Raw genomic sequence first — 15,840 nt, 5'->3', positions numbered from 1 at the left:
GGAAACCATGGCAAAGTTAAAGATGACCAGCAGTATTATCAGCCAGGAGATGATCAGCCCGGATATTTACAGTATGTGGCTGTCAGCAAAAGAAATTGCAGAGCAGGCGGCACCGGGACAGTTTATCTCTCTGTACTGTGAAGATTCCGGCAGAATCCTGCCAAGGCCTATCAGTATCTGTGAGATCGATAAAGAAAAAGGCGCCCTGCGTATTGTCTACAGAATCGCAGGGAAGGGAACTGCAGAGTTCTCTCAGAAAAAAGCAGGAGACACTATAGAGATTCTTGGCCCTCTGGGAAATGGTTTTCCCATGGAGGAGACAGAAGGAAAGAGAGTCTTCCTTATGGGAGGGGGCATTGGCATTCCGCCTATGCTGGAGACCGCAAAAGAGGCCAAGGGAGAGGTGAGAGTGATCGCCGGATACCGGGATAAAAATATTTTCCTTCAGGATGAGTTTGAAAAAGCCGGGAAATTTGTTGTAGCTACAGAGGACGGCAGCCTGGGAACGAAAGGAAATGTTATGGACGCTATCAGGGAGAATCATCTGGAGGCAGATTTAATCTTTGCCTGTGGGCCGGCTCCCATGCTGCGGGCCATTAAGGCCTATGCCCAGGAACAGGATATTCCCTGCTACATTTCCATGGAGGAACGGATGGCCTGCGGCATCGGCGCCTGTCTGGCCTGTGTCTGCAAGTCAAAAGAGGTGGATGCTCATTCTCAGGTCCACAATAAAAGAATCTGTAAAGATGGTCCTGTATTCTTAAGTACGGAGGTGGAACTTTAATGAATATGAAAGTAAAGATCGGGGGAGTGGAATTAAAGAACCCGGTAATGACAGCCTCCGGAACTTTTGGTTCAGGAGCAGAGTACAGTGAGTTTGTAGATTTAAATAAGCTGGGAGCAGTGGTGACCAAGGGTGTGGCAGACGTTCCCTGGACAGGGAATCCGACGCCCCGTATTGCAGAAATCCACAGCGGAATGATGAACGCTATTGGTCTGCAGAATCCGGGAGTGGAAGTATTCTGCAAGAGAGACATTCCTTACCTGCAGCAGTTTGATACAAAAGTGATCGTCAACGTCTGCGGACACGCTCCAGAGGAATATCTGGCAGTGGTGGAAAGACTGGCTCAGGAGCCAGTGGATATGCTGGAGATCAATATTTCCTGTCCAAATGTAAACGCTAACTTCCTGGCTTTTGGACAGGACCCAAAGCATGTAGAGGAGCTGACTGCTCAGATCAAGAAAGTTGCCGGACAGCCGGTGATCATGAAGCTGACCCCTAACGTAACGGATATTGCAGAAATCGCCAAAGCGGCGGAAGCCGGCGGAGCAGACGCAGTCTCTCTTATCAATACCCTTACGGGAATGAAAATTGATGTAAACAGAAGGACCTTTGCCCTGGCAAACAAGACCGGAGGAGTTTCCGGCCCCTGCATTAAGCCGGTAGCAGTGCGGATGGTCTATCAGGTTGCCCAGGCGGTAAAGATTCCGATAATCGGTATGGGCGGTATCCAGAACGCAGAGGACGCTCTGGAGTTTATTCTTGCAGGTGCTTCTGCAGTGGCAGTGGGAACCGCAAACTTTATGAACCCATATGCTACACTGGAAATCATCGATGGAATCCGGGAATATATGGAGAAAAATGAAATAGAGGATATCTGTCAGCTTATTGGCGCGGTAAGATAAAAAGGCCCCTGTAAGAGGCCTGCGGAAATTCGGCACTATTAAAAAGTGGGATTCTGCAGGCTCTTACGGGGGTTTATGGTTCTGGAAAAGAATATATAGAAAGGAATGCTTTTTACATAGACAAGTGGTAGAATATAAGCAGAAAACAAGGAAAAGGTCCAGATTATGGGTATATCCGTTTAAAACCTGAGGGCGGATTTACAGAGGAGGGAATCAGATGGAAGGTTTATTTGTAGGGTTGATGATTTTTGCTACAGTTCTGGCAATTCTCGGGCTGGTACTGGTCTTTCTCCAGAAAAAAGGAAAGGTAAGCTCTTTTACGACTATGACAGCTTCGGGACCCAATTATGTAAGTGTGGGAAAAACAGTTATTGTTCCGGTACTGCTGGGGGTACTTTTGCTGTATCGTTATTCCCTTTTATGGGCGATTTTGTATGGAGCAATCTTTCTTGTGGCTTACATATTGATACAGGTACTGGTGAAATGAAGAATTCAGCTATTCTGACCATGTGGTCCCTTGTACACTGAGAGTACTGATAAAAAATGAAAAAGGAAAGAGAAAAATGAAGATTTTGCATTGTATAGAGAAAGAAGTGTGGGAAAAGATGAAGGGGAAGAAGTACCCTGGAAAGGATTTGCTGGATGCTCCGGTAAAATGGGAGGATCTGGAAGGCTGCGGACGGACATATCCGCATATTTACGGCCCTATAAAATCTGAAGCAATTGTAGCGGTTCTTCCCTATTTGAGAGCAGAGGATGGAAGTTGGATAAAAAATCCGGAATTATCAGGTATTGAAAATAAATAGGATTCGATGTAACTATTGACATTACAAAATAAAACTGTTATTATTGTTTGTGCGGATGTAACATAGAAACTTACAATAGAAGCATGCATAACATACAACATATAATAGTCTGCTAAAGACACAGGAAAGAGGTTGAATTTGTAATGATCAATAAAACACAGGAAGATAGACTGGATTATCTGCTGGAGGAATTTAAGAAGGACTCTCTTTGGTACAAGGGTCTGGAAGTTGGAGAGGATTATCAGGAGAAGCGGAGAGCTCTCCGATCCCTGATGAATATCCGTATGCCGGGGGCTATGGACCCTGAGGTTTTGGAAGTACAGGATGACTTTCTCCGGAAGGAAGCAGTGGAAAAGGGGATTGTAACTTTGGAAGAGATTCCCACAGCGGTCCGGCAGTATGGAAGCCGGAGGCCTTTTGGAGATAAGATATCTGTCTGGCAGGGAGATATTACCAGACTGCAGGTGGGGGCTATTGTGAATGCAGCTAATTCTCAGATGCTGGGCTGCTTTCATCCTTGCCACGGCTGCATTGACAATGCAATCCACAGTGCGGCAGGAATTGAACTGAGAGAGGCATGCAGCCAGTATATGGAACACCGAAAGGTCCAATATGGCAAGGATTATGAGGAGCCTACAGGACAGGCTGCGCTTACAGAGGCCTATAATCTTCCGGCAGAGTATGTGATCCATACTGTAGGTCCTATCGTCTATGGGAGACTTACAGAGGAGCTGAAAAATGATTTAAGAAGCTGCTATGAAAATGTTCTGAAATGCTGTGCAGAACATGGGATACGTTCTGTTGCTTTTTGTTGTATCAGTACAGGAGAATTTCGATTCCCAAATGAGGAGGCTGCTATAATTGCAGTGTCTGAAGTAAGGAAATTTCTGGAAGAGCATGAGAAGGATTTTGACAGGATCATCTTTAATGTGTTTAAGGATGTGGACAGAGAGCTTTATAAACAGCTTGTATAAAGAGAAAAAATAGAGTGCTGAGAAAGTTATGAAGAGAGGCCGGAATTTCCCTGGACTTTGAAAAAAGATTCTGATAGTATTATCTACATATTGTGCTGTTTTTGGACATTGCGGAGGGGTTTCGGGCGGAGGCAGTGTGCATTGCTTCAAAAACGGGACAGGATGTGTGAACAGAAAATCCAGGGGGAGAGGCGTGTCATGTATGAAATAATGAATGCGGATGAAGCAATACGTTTGATACGGGATGGAGATTGTATTTGCGTCAATTCTTTTGTTGGTATTGAAAATCCGGTGGAACTTCACGAGGCAATTTATCGAAGATATCAGAGGATGCAGTCACCGCGGCATCTGACGATTATTTCCAGCGCCGGTTTCGGGGTCTGGGATGAAGAACATAATGCAGAAGGCTATATTCGGGAGGGGGCGGTAGACAGACTGATCTGTGGTCACTTCGGAGCAATGCTGAGTACGAAGAAATTGGTGCTGGAGGACCGCTTTGAGGCTTATAATTTGCCCCTGGGCTGCATTTCCCATGCAATCCGAGCCCAGGCCGGAGGGCTGCCGGGGGCGCTTTCCAAAGTGGGACTGGATATTTTTGTAGATCCCAGGAGAGAGGGACCTGGCATTAACAGAATTTCCATCGATGATTCTCTGGTGAAATATGTGGAAGTGGATGGAGAGGAATTCCTCTACTATAAACTGCCTAAAATTACAGTTGCTTTGATAAAAGGAACCGCAGCAGATCGAAAGGGAAATATTTCTTTTGATGATATGTTTATGTCCGGCGATGCGCTGTCTATCTGCCAGGCTGTAAAGGCAAACCGTGGGAAGGTGATTGTACAGGTAGACCGTCTGGTTGATAGACCTTCTCGTCCCAGAAATGCTATTATTCCGGGATGCCTGGTGGACGCGATTGTGGTGGCAGAGCCTGAGGAGAGAAACGAAGCCTATAAGGCTCTGACAGGAAGTTTTGAAATTCCCTATGAGGACTGGAGCATGTGGAATGAAAAAATCGACACGGTTTCCTCAAAGCAGACAAAAAACAGTGTGGTAGGCAATATAATCGGCAGACGGGCAGCAAAGGAGCTACGGGTAGATGATATTGTTAACATCGGTATTGGAATACCAGAAATGGTCTCCAGACATACCAGAAAAAACGGGATGCTGGATATGGTCACTCTTACAGTTGAGTCTGGGGGGATTGGGGGATTTCCTGTCTCGGGAGAAGTTTTTGGAGCCATGATCGGCGCTTCTTCGGTTTATGATATGGCCAATCAGTTCGACCTTTATGATAACGGTGGTCTGGATATCTGCTTTATGGGAGCACTGGAAGTGGACAAGGAAGGAAATGTCAATGCTCATCGGGGAACAGGGGCTTTTGCCGGAATCGGTGGTTTTGCTAATATTACGGCGAAGACGCCAACGGTTGTATTCTGTATGACTTTCAATACAAAGGGACTGGAAGTTTCCCAGAAAAAAGGCGTTGTAACAATTCATAAAGAAGGTTCTGTTCCAAAATTTGTGGACAGCGTTGGGAGCATTAGCTTTTCAGCGAAGCGGGCCATAGCCAATGGACAGAAAGTGCTGTATGTAACTGAACGCTGTGTTTTTCGGCTGACACCAAAAGGGTTAAAACTAATAGAGGTCTATCCTGGCGTGGATATGGAAAGAGATATTCTTGGGAGGCTGCCTTTTGAGGTGGAAAAATAATACATTAGGACCTCAATATTAGGGAATATAATATCACCTCGGATTCAAAACTGCACAGGGATTGAATCCGGGGTGAACTTTTCCTCAGATGAAGATATTTTACAAGCCTTTTGCCCGGTCAGATGGTACAATAAAGGCTGGCAGGAGGAATGGCGAAACGTGAAAAAGGCAGACGGAAGCTTTCCTGTAAAGGCAGAGAATATTATAGTGACTGGAGGAGATATCCTTCCTTTCCACCCGGGAGACAACCATTCCTGTTCTCAGGAAGATGGGGAAGACCTGGATTACAGAGGTCTGAATATCTCCAAAGAAGTAATGACGACACTGACAATAGAACTGACGGGAAAAAGAGAACTGCCCGTCTTTTCCAAAAACGTAATAAAAGAGCTAGAAGCAGCACTGGGAAACGGATTTTCAGACCAAAGCCATTTTACCAATTATTTTACCAGTTTTACAGGGATCCCTCCCGGCAGCTACCGAGAAATCTACCGGATAAAAGAGGATACTAAAGAGAACGGGACTAATTTAAAAGAAAGGACAGAATAAGAGTGATATGAAGAAGAAAAATTATATAGGACATTTAACAGCAGCTTTGACCATTCTTATCTGGGGAACTACTTTCATTTCTACAAAAGTGTTGCTGGAGGACTTTCAGCCTATAGAAATACTGGTGTTCCGCTTTGTTATTGGATTTGTGCTTTTATTGCTGCTGAGCCCTAGAAAATTAAAAACGACAGGGACAGGAGAAGAGCTGTTGTTTGCAGGCGCAGGATTATGCGGGATTTGCCTATATTACCTTCTGGAAAATATTGCCCTGACTTATACTCTGGCTTCTAATGTAGGAGTGATCATTTCTGCTGCTCCCTTTTTCACCGCCATACTGGCCCATATACTCATGAAGGAAGAGAAAAAATTGGGGGTTCCTTTTTTCATAGGCTTTCTCATGGCTATGGCTGGAATCGTGATGATCAGTTTTAATGGGGTAGAACTTAAGTTGAATCCTACAGGGGAACTTTTGGCACTGCTGGCGGCTCTGGTGTGGGCAGTATACTCTATTCTTTCCAGAAAAATCAGCAGTCTGGGCTATCCGGTGGTGCTGACTACCCGGAGGACTTTTTTCTATGGTATCTTGTTTATGATACCGGCTTCTTTTCTGCTGGACTTTAGGCTGAATCTGGCACCTCTGGGAAAACCTGTGAACCTGCTGAATATCCTTTATCTGGGAGCAGGAGCCTCAGCACTGTGCTTTGTTACCTGGAATTTTTCCGTAAAGAAACTGGGAGCTGTGAAGACCAGCATTTATATCTACCTGGTGCCGGTAATCACGGTGATTGCTTCAGCCCTTATTTTACACGAGCAGATAACAGTGATGTCAGCTCTGGGAGTTCTGCTTACCCTAGTCGGCCTGGGCATATCTGAGATGAAGCCGAAAAGAAAAAAGAGCTGAATGGCTTTTTATTTCCGCAGAGAGATATCGAATTTGAAATGTGAATAAGAGTAATTCATAGAAAGTCTGCTTTGTGCAAAAACAGTATAGGGCAGGCTTTTTATGGGATATTGCAGAAATTTTATTGTGTATGTCAAGGAGATTTGCTATTATTCTCATAAAGATGGGGAAGAATCTGCCCCATAGGAGGATGTATGGACTATAAGCAGTGCAGGATATTGGAAAAGAGACTATGGAATATATAAAAAGGGTGCTGGAGCCCGGAATGAGTCTCATAGAAGTTCGAAAATTATGTGAAGATAAAATGCTGGAGTTGGGAGCAGATTCCTTCTGGTACCCTTTGAAGAACTTTTTTATCATATGAACAAACAGATTACTGAGAAGGGATACGTGAATTTTGACTTTCTTGGAAATCTGGGACATTCTATCGAGAGAAGAAGCGGAGACCGTATTTATATAGAGAAGGGCAATAAGAAAAAGCTCAGCGAAGTTTCTTATTTCACTTTCGAACCGCACATTTCCAAAGGAAACTCTGAGTATGGATATAAATGGGAAAACATTTACTATCTGGAAGAGGGGAAATTAAAGGAATTATAGGAGTATTTTTATTGAGGATGAGTAGCAGGGCAGGATTATACCCATTTGTCCAATTTAAAACTAAAGGAGAATGGATAGCTGCAAAAAGAGACGTTACAAAGGAGACATAATTAATTTTGGAGGTAGTGTGATGATTAAAAATACTTATCTGGACATTGCGGAAAATGACCTGCAATATCTGGAAGCTGTGCTGAAAACCGGGAATACATTTTATAACCAATTAGCAGTACAATGCCAGCAGGTTGCAGAAAAATTTTTAAAGGGATATCTAGATCGGATGCTTTTAGAGGAAGATGTTTCAGAATTGCTCAGAAAAAACAGCCTGAAAAAAATCGCAGCAAAATTAAACGATATAAAACCAGAATTAGAGTTGAATACCATAGGTCTGGCCTATCTTACAGATTTTTATTTTGATGCACGATATCCCGGTGATGATTTTTATACTGTATCAAAAGAAGAATTTGAAAAATGCCTTGCTATTATGTACGATACAGTGAAAAAATTAAAATCAATCAATCTATAATGACTATGAATGGATTTTTCTTACTTTTGCCTTTTTTGACGATCAGATTCTTGTTGCCCTTCATTTTAAATCCGAAAGCCCTGGCTAGGGCAGCCTATTTTGCACCAGTACAGGGGAGGGAAAAAGCAGCCTATTATATCTATCAGATATCAAATATTGCAATGTTTATATATTTGCTTTTTCTGAATGTTCTGATAGAGAATTCCTGGCAGTTTTATACAGGGATTGTCAGTTACATTTTGGGACTTGGCTTATGCTCGGCTGCAATGGTCAATTTTTCTTTTCCTGACGAGGTAGGATTTAACAATAAGGGACTTTACAAGTTTTCACGGAATCCAATGTATGTTGCTTATTTCATTTGCTTTATAGGTATGGCTCTTTTGACTCAGTCATGGATACTGCTGGGGGTGGTGATGTTGTTTCAGATTTCTGCTCATTGGATAATACTGGCTGAGGAGAGATGGTGTATACTGAAATTTGGGAAAGCATACAGAGAATATATGAAAAGGGTAAGACGTTACATTTGATATGAAAAAAGGCTTATAGCGATAGGAGGTATAGCTATGCAGGCAATCTGCGGTTTGAACTGCTGTGGGGAATGTGAGAGAAGAGAGGAATGCGGAGGCTGTATAAAAACAGATGGACACCCTTTCGGCGGCAGGTGTATTGCCGCTGAGACTGTTAAGCAGGGAGGTACTGAGGCACTTCATAGATTCAAAAAAGATTTGACGGACGAATTTAACAGTCTTGGGATTAAAAATCTGGAGGTAAAGGACCTGAATCTGCTGAATGGATTTTACGTTAATCTGGAGTATCCTCTGGACAACGGACAGACTGTAAAATTGCTGGAGGATAATAACATATACTGGGGCAATCAGATAGAAATCCACGAAAGTGACCGGTGTTATGGGGTTGTGGGAGATGATAAATATCTTCTAGTCTGTTCCTATAAATGCAATGGCACAGAGCCCCAGATTATCTGCTATAAGAAAAGAAAAAACAGTGGTTAAAGGAAGCCAGGGAGACAGAAAATGAGTATAAATCCATATTTAATAGACTTTTATAATAATTATGATGAGGACAAACGACTGGCTCTGAAACATGGTTCCGTTGAGTTCCTTACGACTATGCGATATATAAATAAGTACATACGTCCTGGACATCGTGTCCTTGAAATTGGAGCAGGCACAGGAAGATATTCCCACGCTCTGGCCCGCCAGGGATATTCTGTGGATGCAGTAGAATTAGTCCAGCATAATATGAATGTTTTCCGGGAAAATACATTGCCGGAGGAAAATATCACTATCAGGCAGGGGAATGCCCTGGACTTGTCAGTATTTCCAGATGATAAATACGATATCACGCTGCTGCTTGGGCCCCTGTATCATCTTTATAGCCAAGAAGATAAAGAGCAGGCAATCCAGGAAGCCATCCGGGTGACAAAAAAGGGCGGCGTTATTTTTGCCGCTTATGTTATTTCAGATGGATGTCTCCTTGACGAAGGATTCCATCGGGGAAATATCAGCGTTGCAGACTACGTCCGGGAAGGGCTGCTGGACTCTGAGACCTTTGCAGCCAAATCCGAGCCAAAGGATTTATTTGAGCTTGTCCGGAAGGAAGATATTGATGAGTTAATGTCCATTTTTCCAGTTACAAGGCTTCATTACGTTGCGACAGACGGCTGTGCCTTGTTTATGAGAGAAGCCGTTGATGCTATGGATGAGGAAACTTTTCAGTTATATTTAAAGTATCATTTCGCTACCTGTGAAAGAGAAGACTTGGCGGGAGTTACCAGCCATGCCATTGATATTTTTCAGAAGTAAAAAGGTTTTTAAAGAAATGGAGCAGGATTACAGGAGGATTAAGATGGCATTTTTATACAAACGAGCCACCATTGAAGACCTGGATATATTAACGGAAACAAGAATGGAGATATTGAGGGCTGCCAACCAATTATCTCAAGATGTTGATATGACGGAGGTAGAAGAGCAGTCTTATGAGTACTATAAAAGGGCTCTTTGTGATGGGAGCCATACGACATATCTGGTTTTTGAGGAAAATGATTTTGTAGGTGCAGGAGGCATCAGCTTTTTTCAGGTTATGCCTACATATCATAATCCAACAGGAAGAAAAGCCTATATTATGAATATGTATACAAGACCAGAATATCGAAGAAAGGGTATTGCCTATAAGACATTGGATCTTCTTGTCAAAGAGGCTAAGGACAGGGGGATCACAGCTATTTCTCTGGAAGCCACTGCTATGGGGCGGCCTTTATATGAAAAATATGGTTTTGTGAATATGGCTCATGAAATGGAGCTGCCGATATAAAAAGTAAAAAGAGACCGAAAGAAAAGCTGCCGTACCTGCGACCTACTGGTACGGCAGCTTTTTCTGTGAGGCTTCTGATAATGCAGATTTTAATAGAATTATTTTCCGGACTTTTGTTTCAGAATTGTTAAATTTTAAAACTTAGCAAAAATAAACAAAAATGAAACAAAACTATGATATAGTTACCCTATAAAAAGAGAGGGGGAACAGCGGACTTTGAAAAGACGTTGGATAAGATGAAGAAAGACATTAACCATTTAATTGTTTATCTGCTGGCGGTAGGTGCTGCGGCCTTTTCTGTGATACAGGTTCAAAAAGGTATTCTGCCGCAGATTGCAGGAATTCTGGTATACATTTTCGCAGCTGTTTCGTTGACTGCAGCCTGTATTTGTTTATAACCTGAGAAATGGGGTTATTGAAAAGCTTCTGATGACTGTAAAGAAAACTTCCTTCGGAGCTCAGTTTTTGGAAGATTATACTTTCCGGACAATACTCACCACGATGCCGTCTTTTATTATTAATGTGGCATATACTGTATATAATGGAGTGATCGGCATTGTGAACCAGTCTTCCTGGTTTATTACTACGGCTGTCTATTACAGCCTGCTTGGGGTCATGCGTTATCATGCTGTTAACACAGGAAGAAAAATATCCCGTATGAAAAACCAGAAACTGATCAGAAAAAAAGAACTGGCAGTCATTAAAACAGATGGGATTCTGCTTCTCCTTTTGAATCTGGCGTTAAGCGGTGTTGTTTTGCTGACGATAGCAAAAGGAAGAGCTAAAGCTTATTCGAAAATCATGGCTATATCTATTGCGGCTTACACTTTTTATAAAACAACTATGGCTGTGATCAATATGGTCAAGGTAAGAAAGATGCAGTCACCCATTCTGATCACTATCCGGAATATAGGAGTGGCCGATGCTCTGGTGTCAATGCTTACGCTGCAGACAACCATGCTGGCATCCTTTCAGAACACCAGCCACTTAGATGCGAACCGGATGAATGCGCTTACGGGAATGGCAGTATGTATACTTATTGCACTGCTGGGTATCAGCATGATTTATTATGCTTCTAAGAGAAAAGAATCCTGAGGGGTTCTTTTTTTCGTAGAAAGCTGTTCTTATTAATATTAGAAAAACAAAACTAAAACAAAAACGAAACAAACAAGGTATATGATACCTCCTGTAATCAAAAAAGGATAAGAGGAGGTCTTCGAAATGAAGAAAAGTAATTTTGTTGCATTGATTTTAGGTATTATCAGCGGCTTGTTTTTTGCACTGGGAATGTGCATGGCTATGATTCCGGAGTGGAACGCATTCAGACCGGGAATTATTGTAGGATGTGTGGGAATTGTATTTGCTTTGATCACAGTATTTGTATGGCGGAAAATGGAGCATAAGCAGCCTATAAAGATCAGCGGGAAAGCAGTGCTGACAGCAGTTGTCGGGATTGTAGGAGCTTTGGCTCTGGGAGTCGGCATGTGCTTCACAATGGTATGGGGAAATATGATCTTAGGCATTGTTGTCGGTCTGGTTGGCATCGTTATACTGCTTTGCCTGATTCCATTGTGCAAAGGCCTGAAATAATAAAGATATGTATGTGAGAAAAAAGGCTGCCCTGTCTGCGATTTCCAACAGATAGGTCAGTTTATTTTGTTAGGCCGGACTGTTTTCATAGAGGAGTTTTTGGTTGTCCCGGGAAATGAAATTTTGGAATTTATTAAATCTTTTTTGCACACAACATTAGAAATTTAAGATGAGTTATTTCAAAATAAGTAGGTTTACTATGTATATCCGGGGATAAGTACCGCTGAAAATCCAAGAATAGAAAAATAAACCGTACTTTAGAGGTGGATGTTACGGTTAAAAATCCAAGAGTAGGAAAATGAACCGTACTTTAGAGGTGGATATTACGGTTAAGAATTCAAGAATAGGAAAATGAACCGTACTTTATAGGTGGATATTACGGTTAAAAATTCAAGAATAGGAAAATAAACCGTACTTTAGAGGTAGATACTATGGTTAAAAATCCAAGAGTAGGAAAATGAACTGTATACTGGGGAGAAATACTATAGCCAGGAATCTACGATTCAGAAAATCAGAGGTGTTTTATAGTCTGCTGTTGAAAGTTTGACTGTAATCATTTCTCGTGAAGTCCAGTTGCTAAATCCTGGGTCTTCGGAGTGGGATTTTATTATCTGGTGGGCAATTCAAAGTCTCGATTCTTTGTTTAACGTTAAAGCTACGGAAAGGCGCAATCCGCTATAGAGGTTCTGTATTGTGGACCAATGCTTCCCTTGTAAGGCCGGAATTTTCATCGAGACTTTCATATTAGACGATTTTCAGATCAGACTATAGGGACCGTCTATTCTCAGTGAGAGGATTATATTGTATAATACAGTCAGTATTAAAGTATGATATTGCGATTTTGGAGGGGTGGAGTATGGCGGTTTCTAATATTAAAACAGTTCTTTCGGCAGATATTTCTAAAGTCTGGGATGTGGTCACAGATGTTGAGAATTATTCATGGCGCAGTGACTTAAGCAGAACGGAACTTTTGGGGAAAAACCAGTTTGTGGAGTATACAAAAGAGGGATATCCGACTACTTTTACCATCACTTCTTCAGTACCATATGAACGATGGGAATTTGATATGGAGAACAGCAATATGAAAGGCCATTGGGTCGGCATTTTTATACCGAAAGAAGGAAAAACGGAAATAGAATTTACAGAAAATGTGACGGTGAAAAAAATCTTTTTAAGACCTTTTATTAAAAGATACTTGAGAAGGCAGCAGGCATTGTTTGTTGCGGATTTGGAAAAGGCACTGGGATAAGGGCAGGTTTTGAGACAGAAGTATAGATAGATGAGAAATTCACAGACTGCAACTGACAGTTGCCGGTTTGCCTTCTTTTGACGGTGGTGCAGATAGAAAAAAATTGCTATTCTTAATAAAAGAAAAGCGGGGTGAGGTTATGGAAATAGGGGAACGTCTGCAGTATTTAAGAAAAGCAAAAGGTATATCACAGGAAAAACTTGCAGAACAGCTGCATGTTACAAGACAGGCAATATCAAAATGGGAAACCGGACAGAGTTATCCTGATTTAGACAATCTTAAAGCTCTGTGTGAATTTTATGGGGTGACAGCAGATTATATTATTAAGGGAGAGGACGTAAAAAATCAGAAAACTACATTTGATAAAAGAGTAAAATTGATAATTTTTGGAGTTATGTCAGGTATTGGTGCTGTTTTATGCTGCCTGCTCCCGCTTTTTGCCAGTATCTATCAGCAATCGGAAGCCAATACCTGGAGCAGCTGGTATACAAATGCCAATGACTATATTACAGAGTGGCCGATTTTAGGTATCTTGATTATTGCTTTAGCACTGCTGTTTATTGGTATAACAGGATTGATTCTGAGCTTTCTGCAGGAGAAATATAAAGATAAAATCTCTGCTATTATTTCCGACTGGTTCAGCGGCTGGTAAGAATAACGTTAGAATGTGTTCTCAGATATTTGCCCGGAACAGTCTGTACCAGGAAGTAAGCATGGCATGTGAAAATAGAAAAAGGGAAATAGAGCAGGTTATCCGTTAGTTTTCTTTATAAAGGCTCTCTTTTTCCGAAAAATATTATAAACTATGAAAATTACCCGCAGATACAGTAAAAGAATTTACAAACGAAGGGATTAAAAACAGCCAGTTGGTGTATATTTCTGACTTGCTGTTTTTATTATACAGAATGTCTACTATTAACAACGATGAAGGGAAAATAGAGTTAACCGTAAAAGGATAAAATGATTGAAAATGATTGAAAACGGTTATATAATACAGATATAAAAGAATGAAATTTAAACCTATATTTGTGTTTTACTAGGAGGGGAGTACATGCTTTATGAAAAGCTGAATGAACAGAAAAAGAAAATGGGGATTACCACAGAGCAGCTTTCCAAGCTGTCGGGAGTTCCGGTAGGGACAATCAACAAAATTTTGCGAGGGGAGACCAAAGCACCTCGATATGATACTCTGCAGGCCCTTGAAAAAATTCTTTTTCCGGATTATGGTAAGAAATTGGAAGAGTGTGGTTCTGCCGGTGACTGTACAGATGATTTTATTCAGGAAAAAACAGAGTACTTTACGAAAAAGCAAGGGGAATATACCATTAGAGATTATCGGAAACTGCCGGAAGATATGCGGGCAGAATTGATTGACGGAACACTGGTTTTTTTGGAGGCACCGGATTTTACACACCAGGAGCTTGTGGCAGAGCTGATTTTTGAGTTTAAATTATACATTCGGAAAAAAGGTGGACTATGCCGCATTCTTTCCTCACCTTTGGATGTTCAGTTGGATTGTGACGATAAAACTATGGTCCAGCCGGATATTGTTTTGGTATGTCAGGAGGACAGAGTTACCCGGAAAGGGATTTATGGCGCACCGGACTTCTGCATTGAAGTAGTTTCAGACTCCAGCCGAAAGAGAGACTACGGAATTAAAGTGCAGAAATACATGAATGCAGGAGTGAGGGAATATTGGATTATAGATACAAAGAGAAAGAAAATTGTATGCTATTGGTTTGAAGGAAAAGACGCGCCGGAGATTACTATGTATACCTTCCAGGATTATGTGCCTGTGAGGATTTATGATGGAGATCTGGAAATCGATTTTTCTGATATTGCCAAACGGCTGTGGAAAGAAAACAAGGCCGCAACAGCCATTCCTTAATTGAAAATACCCGGCACTTATGTTAGAATGAAAAGGAATTTACCAAAGAAAGAATGAAACTGAAAAGTTTTAAGATACAGGAGGACGCAGATATGGAACAGTATAAGCAGGAGTTTATTGAATTTATGGTGGACTGCAATGTGCTGAAATTCGGAGAGTTTACCTTAAAGAGCGGCAGAAAGTCTCCTTTCTTTATGAATGCAGGAGCTTATGTCACAGGCTCTCAGTTAAAACGCCTGGGGGAATACTACGCAAAGGCTATTCATGACAAGTATGGAGACGATTTTGACGTACTTTTCGGGCCGGCCTATAAAGGAATCCCCATCAGCGTAGTGACAGCTATTGCCTATAGTGAGTTATACGGAAAAGAAATCCGTTACTGCTCTGACAGAAAGGAAGAAAAGGACCATGGCGCAGATAAGGGAAGTTTCCTTGGAAGCAAGCTCCAGGACGGTGACAGAGTAGTTATGATCGAAGATGTGACCACTTCCGGAAAATCTATGGAGGAAACCGTTCCAAAGGTAAGAGGCGCCGCTGATGTGGAAATCGTAGGCCTGATGGTATCTCTGGACCGTATGGAAGTGGGAAAAGGCGGAGAAAAATGCGCTCTTGAGGAAGTAAAGGATCTTTACGGATTTGAAACCAACGCCATCGTTACTATGGAAGAGGTTGTAGAACATTTATACAACAAGGAATACAAGGGAAAAGTAATTATAGACGACAAGCTGAAAAGTGCTATTGACGCATATTATGAACAGTACGGAGCAAAAAGGTAAGAGATATTATTTAGGGAAGTGTTAAATTATGAATGAAAAAGTTTATAAGACCATGACCCGCTGCGGAGCGGGAAATATCGCTTTAGGAATCATTGTACTGGTAAGCGGCATTTCTGCTGGAATTTTGGTGTTGATAAATGGCATTAAGCTGCTTAAGAGAAAATCAGAAATTACATTTTAATATTCCGGGCTGCCCCGTGATGACAGAGGCTTTAGAAGGCTCTGCCTGTGGGGCGGCCTGCTTTACGCTGAAAACAGGACCC

At 41.8% G+C, this 15,840-nt stretch carries 21 protein-coding genes; all 21 read left to right on the top strand.

From position 1 onward, the window contains the following. Nucleotides 1–7 precede the first annotated feature (7 nt). The 21 genes from B5G00_RS15175 (at nucleotide 8) to B5G00_RS19045 (ending at nucleotide 15,758) form a co-directional block, all read left to right on the top strand. Nucleotides 8–784: a dihydroorotate dehydrogenase electron transfer subunit gene (locus B5G00_RS15175; RefSeq protein WP_087274251.1), complete on the top strand. Its 777-nt coding sequence runs from the start codon at nucleotides 8–10 to the stop codon at nucleotides 782–784. Continuing rightward, nucleotides 784–1,686 carry a dihydroorotate dehydrogenase gene (locus B5G00_RS15170; RefSeq protein WP_087274249.1) on the top strand — a complete coding sequence of 301 codons (903 nt, stop codon included), beginning with the start codon at nucleotides 784–786 and terminating at the stop codon, nucleotides 1,684–1,686. The genes B5G00_RS15175 and B5G00_RS15170 overlap by 1 nt, the downstream gene beginning before the upstream one ends. Nucleotides 1,687–1,903: 217 nt before the next feature. Next, on the top strand, nucleotides 1,904–2,173 hold the full coding sequence (locus B5G00_RS15165) for a hypothetical protein (RefSeq protein WP_087274247.1): 270 nt from the start codon (nucleotides 1,904–1,906) through the stop codon (nucleotides 2,171–2,173). A 76-nt stretch (nucleotides 2,174–2,249) separates the two neighbouring features. Then, nucleotides 2,250–2,492 carry a DUF952 domain-containing protein gene (locus B5G00_RS15160; RefSeq protein WP_087274245.1) on the top strand — a complete coding sequence of 81 codons (243 nt, stop codon included), beginning with the start codon at nucleotides 2,250–2,252 and terminating at the stop codon, nucleotides 2,490–2,492. Between the two features lie 143 nt (nucleotides 2,493–2,635). After that, entirely contained in the window at nucleotides 2,636–3,466 is an 831-nt protein-coding gene (locus B5G00_RS15155; protein ID WP_087274243.1) for a protein-ADP-ribose hydrolase, read from the top strand. Between the two features lie 198 nt (nucleotides 3,467–3,664). Continuing rightward, nucleotides 3,665–5,176, top strand: a complete 1,512-nt coding sequence (locus B5G00_RS15150) for a CoA-transferase (protein ID WP_087274331.1) — start codon at nucleotides 3,665–3,667, stop codon at nucleotides 5,174–5,176. A 159-nt stretch (nucleotides 5,177–5,335) separates the two neighbouring features. After that, nucleotides 5,336–5,722, top strand: a complete 387-nt coding sequence (locus B5G00_RS15145; protein WP_087274241.1) for an AraC family transcriptional regulator — start codon at nucleotides 5,336–5,338, stop codon at nucleotides 5,720–5,722. A gap of 7 nt (nucleotides 5,723–5,729) precedes the next feature. Further along, nucleotides 5,730–6,623 (top strand): DMT family transporter, encoded by an 894-nt coding sequence (locus tag B5G00_RS15140; RefSeq protein ID WP_087274239.1) that lies wholly within the window; start codon nucleotides 5,730–5,732, stop codon nucleotides 6,621–6,623. 360 nt (nucleotides 6,624–6,983) lie between these two features. After that, nucleotides 6,984–7,220 carry a hypothetical protein gene (locus B5G00_RS15135; RefSeq protein WP_087274236.1) on the top strand — a complete coding sequence of 79 codons (237 nt, stop codon included), beginning with the start codon at nucleotides 6,984–6,986 and terminating at the stop codon, nucleotides 7,218–7,220. Between the two features lie 130 nt (nucleotides 7,221–7,350). Further along, nucleotides 7,351–7,743, top strand: a complete 393-nt coding sequence (locus tag B5G00_RS15130; RefSeq protein WP_087274234.1) for a HEPN domain-containing protein — start codon at nucleotides 7,351–7,353, stop codon at nucleotides 7,741–7,743. Then, nucleotides 7,689–8,270: a methyltransferase family protein gene (locus B5G00_RS15125; protein WP_330396383.1), complete on the top strand. Its 582-nt coding sequence runs from the start codon at nucleotides 7,689–7,691 to the stop codon at nucleotides 8,268–8,270. Before B5G00_RS15130 ends, B5G00_RS15125 begins: the two co-directional genes overlap by 55 nt. Nucleotides 8,271–8,306: 36 nt before the next feature. After that, the gene (locus B5G00_RS15120; protein ID WP_087274232.1) at nucleotides 8,307–8,753 is read left to right on the top strand and encodes a hypothetical protein; all 447 of its coding nucleotides are present in this window, start codon (nucleotides 8,307–8,309) and stop codon (nucleotides 8,751–8,753) included. A 21-nt stretch (nucleotides 8,754–8,774) separates the two neighbouring features. Further along, nucleotides 8,775–9,566 carry a class I SAM-dependent methyltransferase gene (locus B5G00_RS15115; protein WP_087274230.1) on the top strand — a complete coding sequence of 264 codons (792 nt, stop codon included), beginning with the start codon at nucleotides 8,775–8,777 and terminating at the stop codon, nucleotides 9,564–9,566. Nucleotides 9,567–9,609: 43 nt separating this feature from the next. Next, nucleotides 9,610–10,074 (top strand): GNAT family N-acetyltransferase, encoded by a 465-nt coding sequence (locus B5G00_RS15110; RefSeq protein WP_087274327.1) that lies wholly within the window; start codon nucleotides 9,610–9,612, stop codon nucleotides 10,072–10,074. 465 nt (nucleotides 10,075–10,539) lie between these two features. Then, nucleotides 10,540–11,169, top strand: coding sequence for a hypothetical protein (locus tag B5G00_RS15105; RefSeq protein ID WP_162613515.1), 630 nt, complete (start codon nucleotides 10,540–10,542; stop codon nucleotides 11,167–11,169). A 126-nt stretch (nucleotides 11,170–11,295) separates the two neighbouring features. Further along, nucleotides 11,296–11,664, top strand: coding sequence for a hypothetical protein (locus B5G00_RS15100; RefSeq protein WP_087274226.1), 369 nt, complete (start codon nucleotides 11,296–11,298; stop codon nucleotides 11,662–11,664). 856 nt (nucleotides 11,665–12,520) lie between these two features. Further along, nucleotides 12,521–12,913 (top strand): SRPBCC family protein, encoded by a 393-nt coding sequence (locus B5G00_RS15095; protein WP_087274224.1) that lies wholly within the window; start codon nucleotides 12,521–12,523, stop codon nucleotides 12,911–12,913. Between the two features lie 67 nt (nucleotides 12,914–12,980). Next, a complete protein-coding gene (locus B5G00_RS15090) occupies nucleotides 12,981–13,565 on the top strand; it encodes a helix-turn-helix domain-containing protein (RefSeq protein WP_140403173.1) in 585 nt (194 codons plus the stop codon). 399 nt (nucleotides 13,566–13,964) lie between these two features. Then, a complete protein-coding gene (locus B5G00_RS15085) occupies nucleotides 13,965–14,801 on the top strand; it encodes a Uma2 family endonuclease (RefSeq protein ID WP_087274220.1) in 837 nt (278 codons plus the stop codon). A 92-nt stretch (nucleotides 14,802–14,893) separates the two neighbouring features. Beyond that, nucleotides 14,894–15,577, top strand: a complete 684-nt coding sequence (gene pyrE, locus B5G00_RS15080) for an orotate phosphoribosyltransferase (protein WP_087274218.1) — start codon at nucleotides 14,894–14,896, stop codon at nucleotides 15,575–15,577. Between the two features lie 28 nt (nucleotides 15,578–15,605). Then, a complete protein-coding gene (locus tag B5G00_RS19045) occupies nucleotides 15,606–15,758 on the top strand; it encodes a hypothetical protein (RefSeq protein ID WP_164496701.1) in 153 nt (50 codons plus the stop codon). Nucleotides 15,759–15,840 lie beyond the last annotated feature (82 nt).

Origin of the sequence: Blautia sp. An46, from assembly GCF_002161645.1 — a bacterium.
In the GTDB taxonomy this organism is placed as follows: Bacteria; Bacillota; Clostridia; order Lachnospirales; family Lachnospiraceae; genus Blautia; species Blautia ornithocaccae.
Note: the sequence above shows the minus strand (reverse complement) of the source record. Positions and strands in the feature narration are given on the sequence as shown.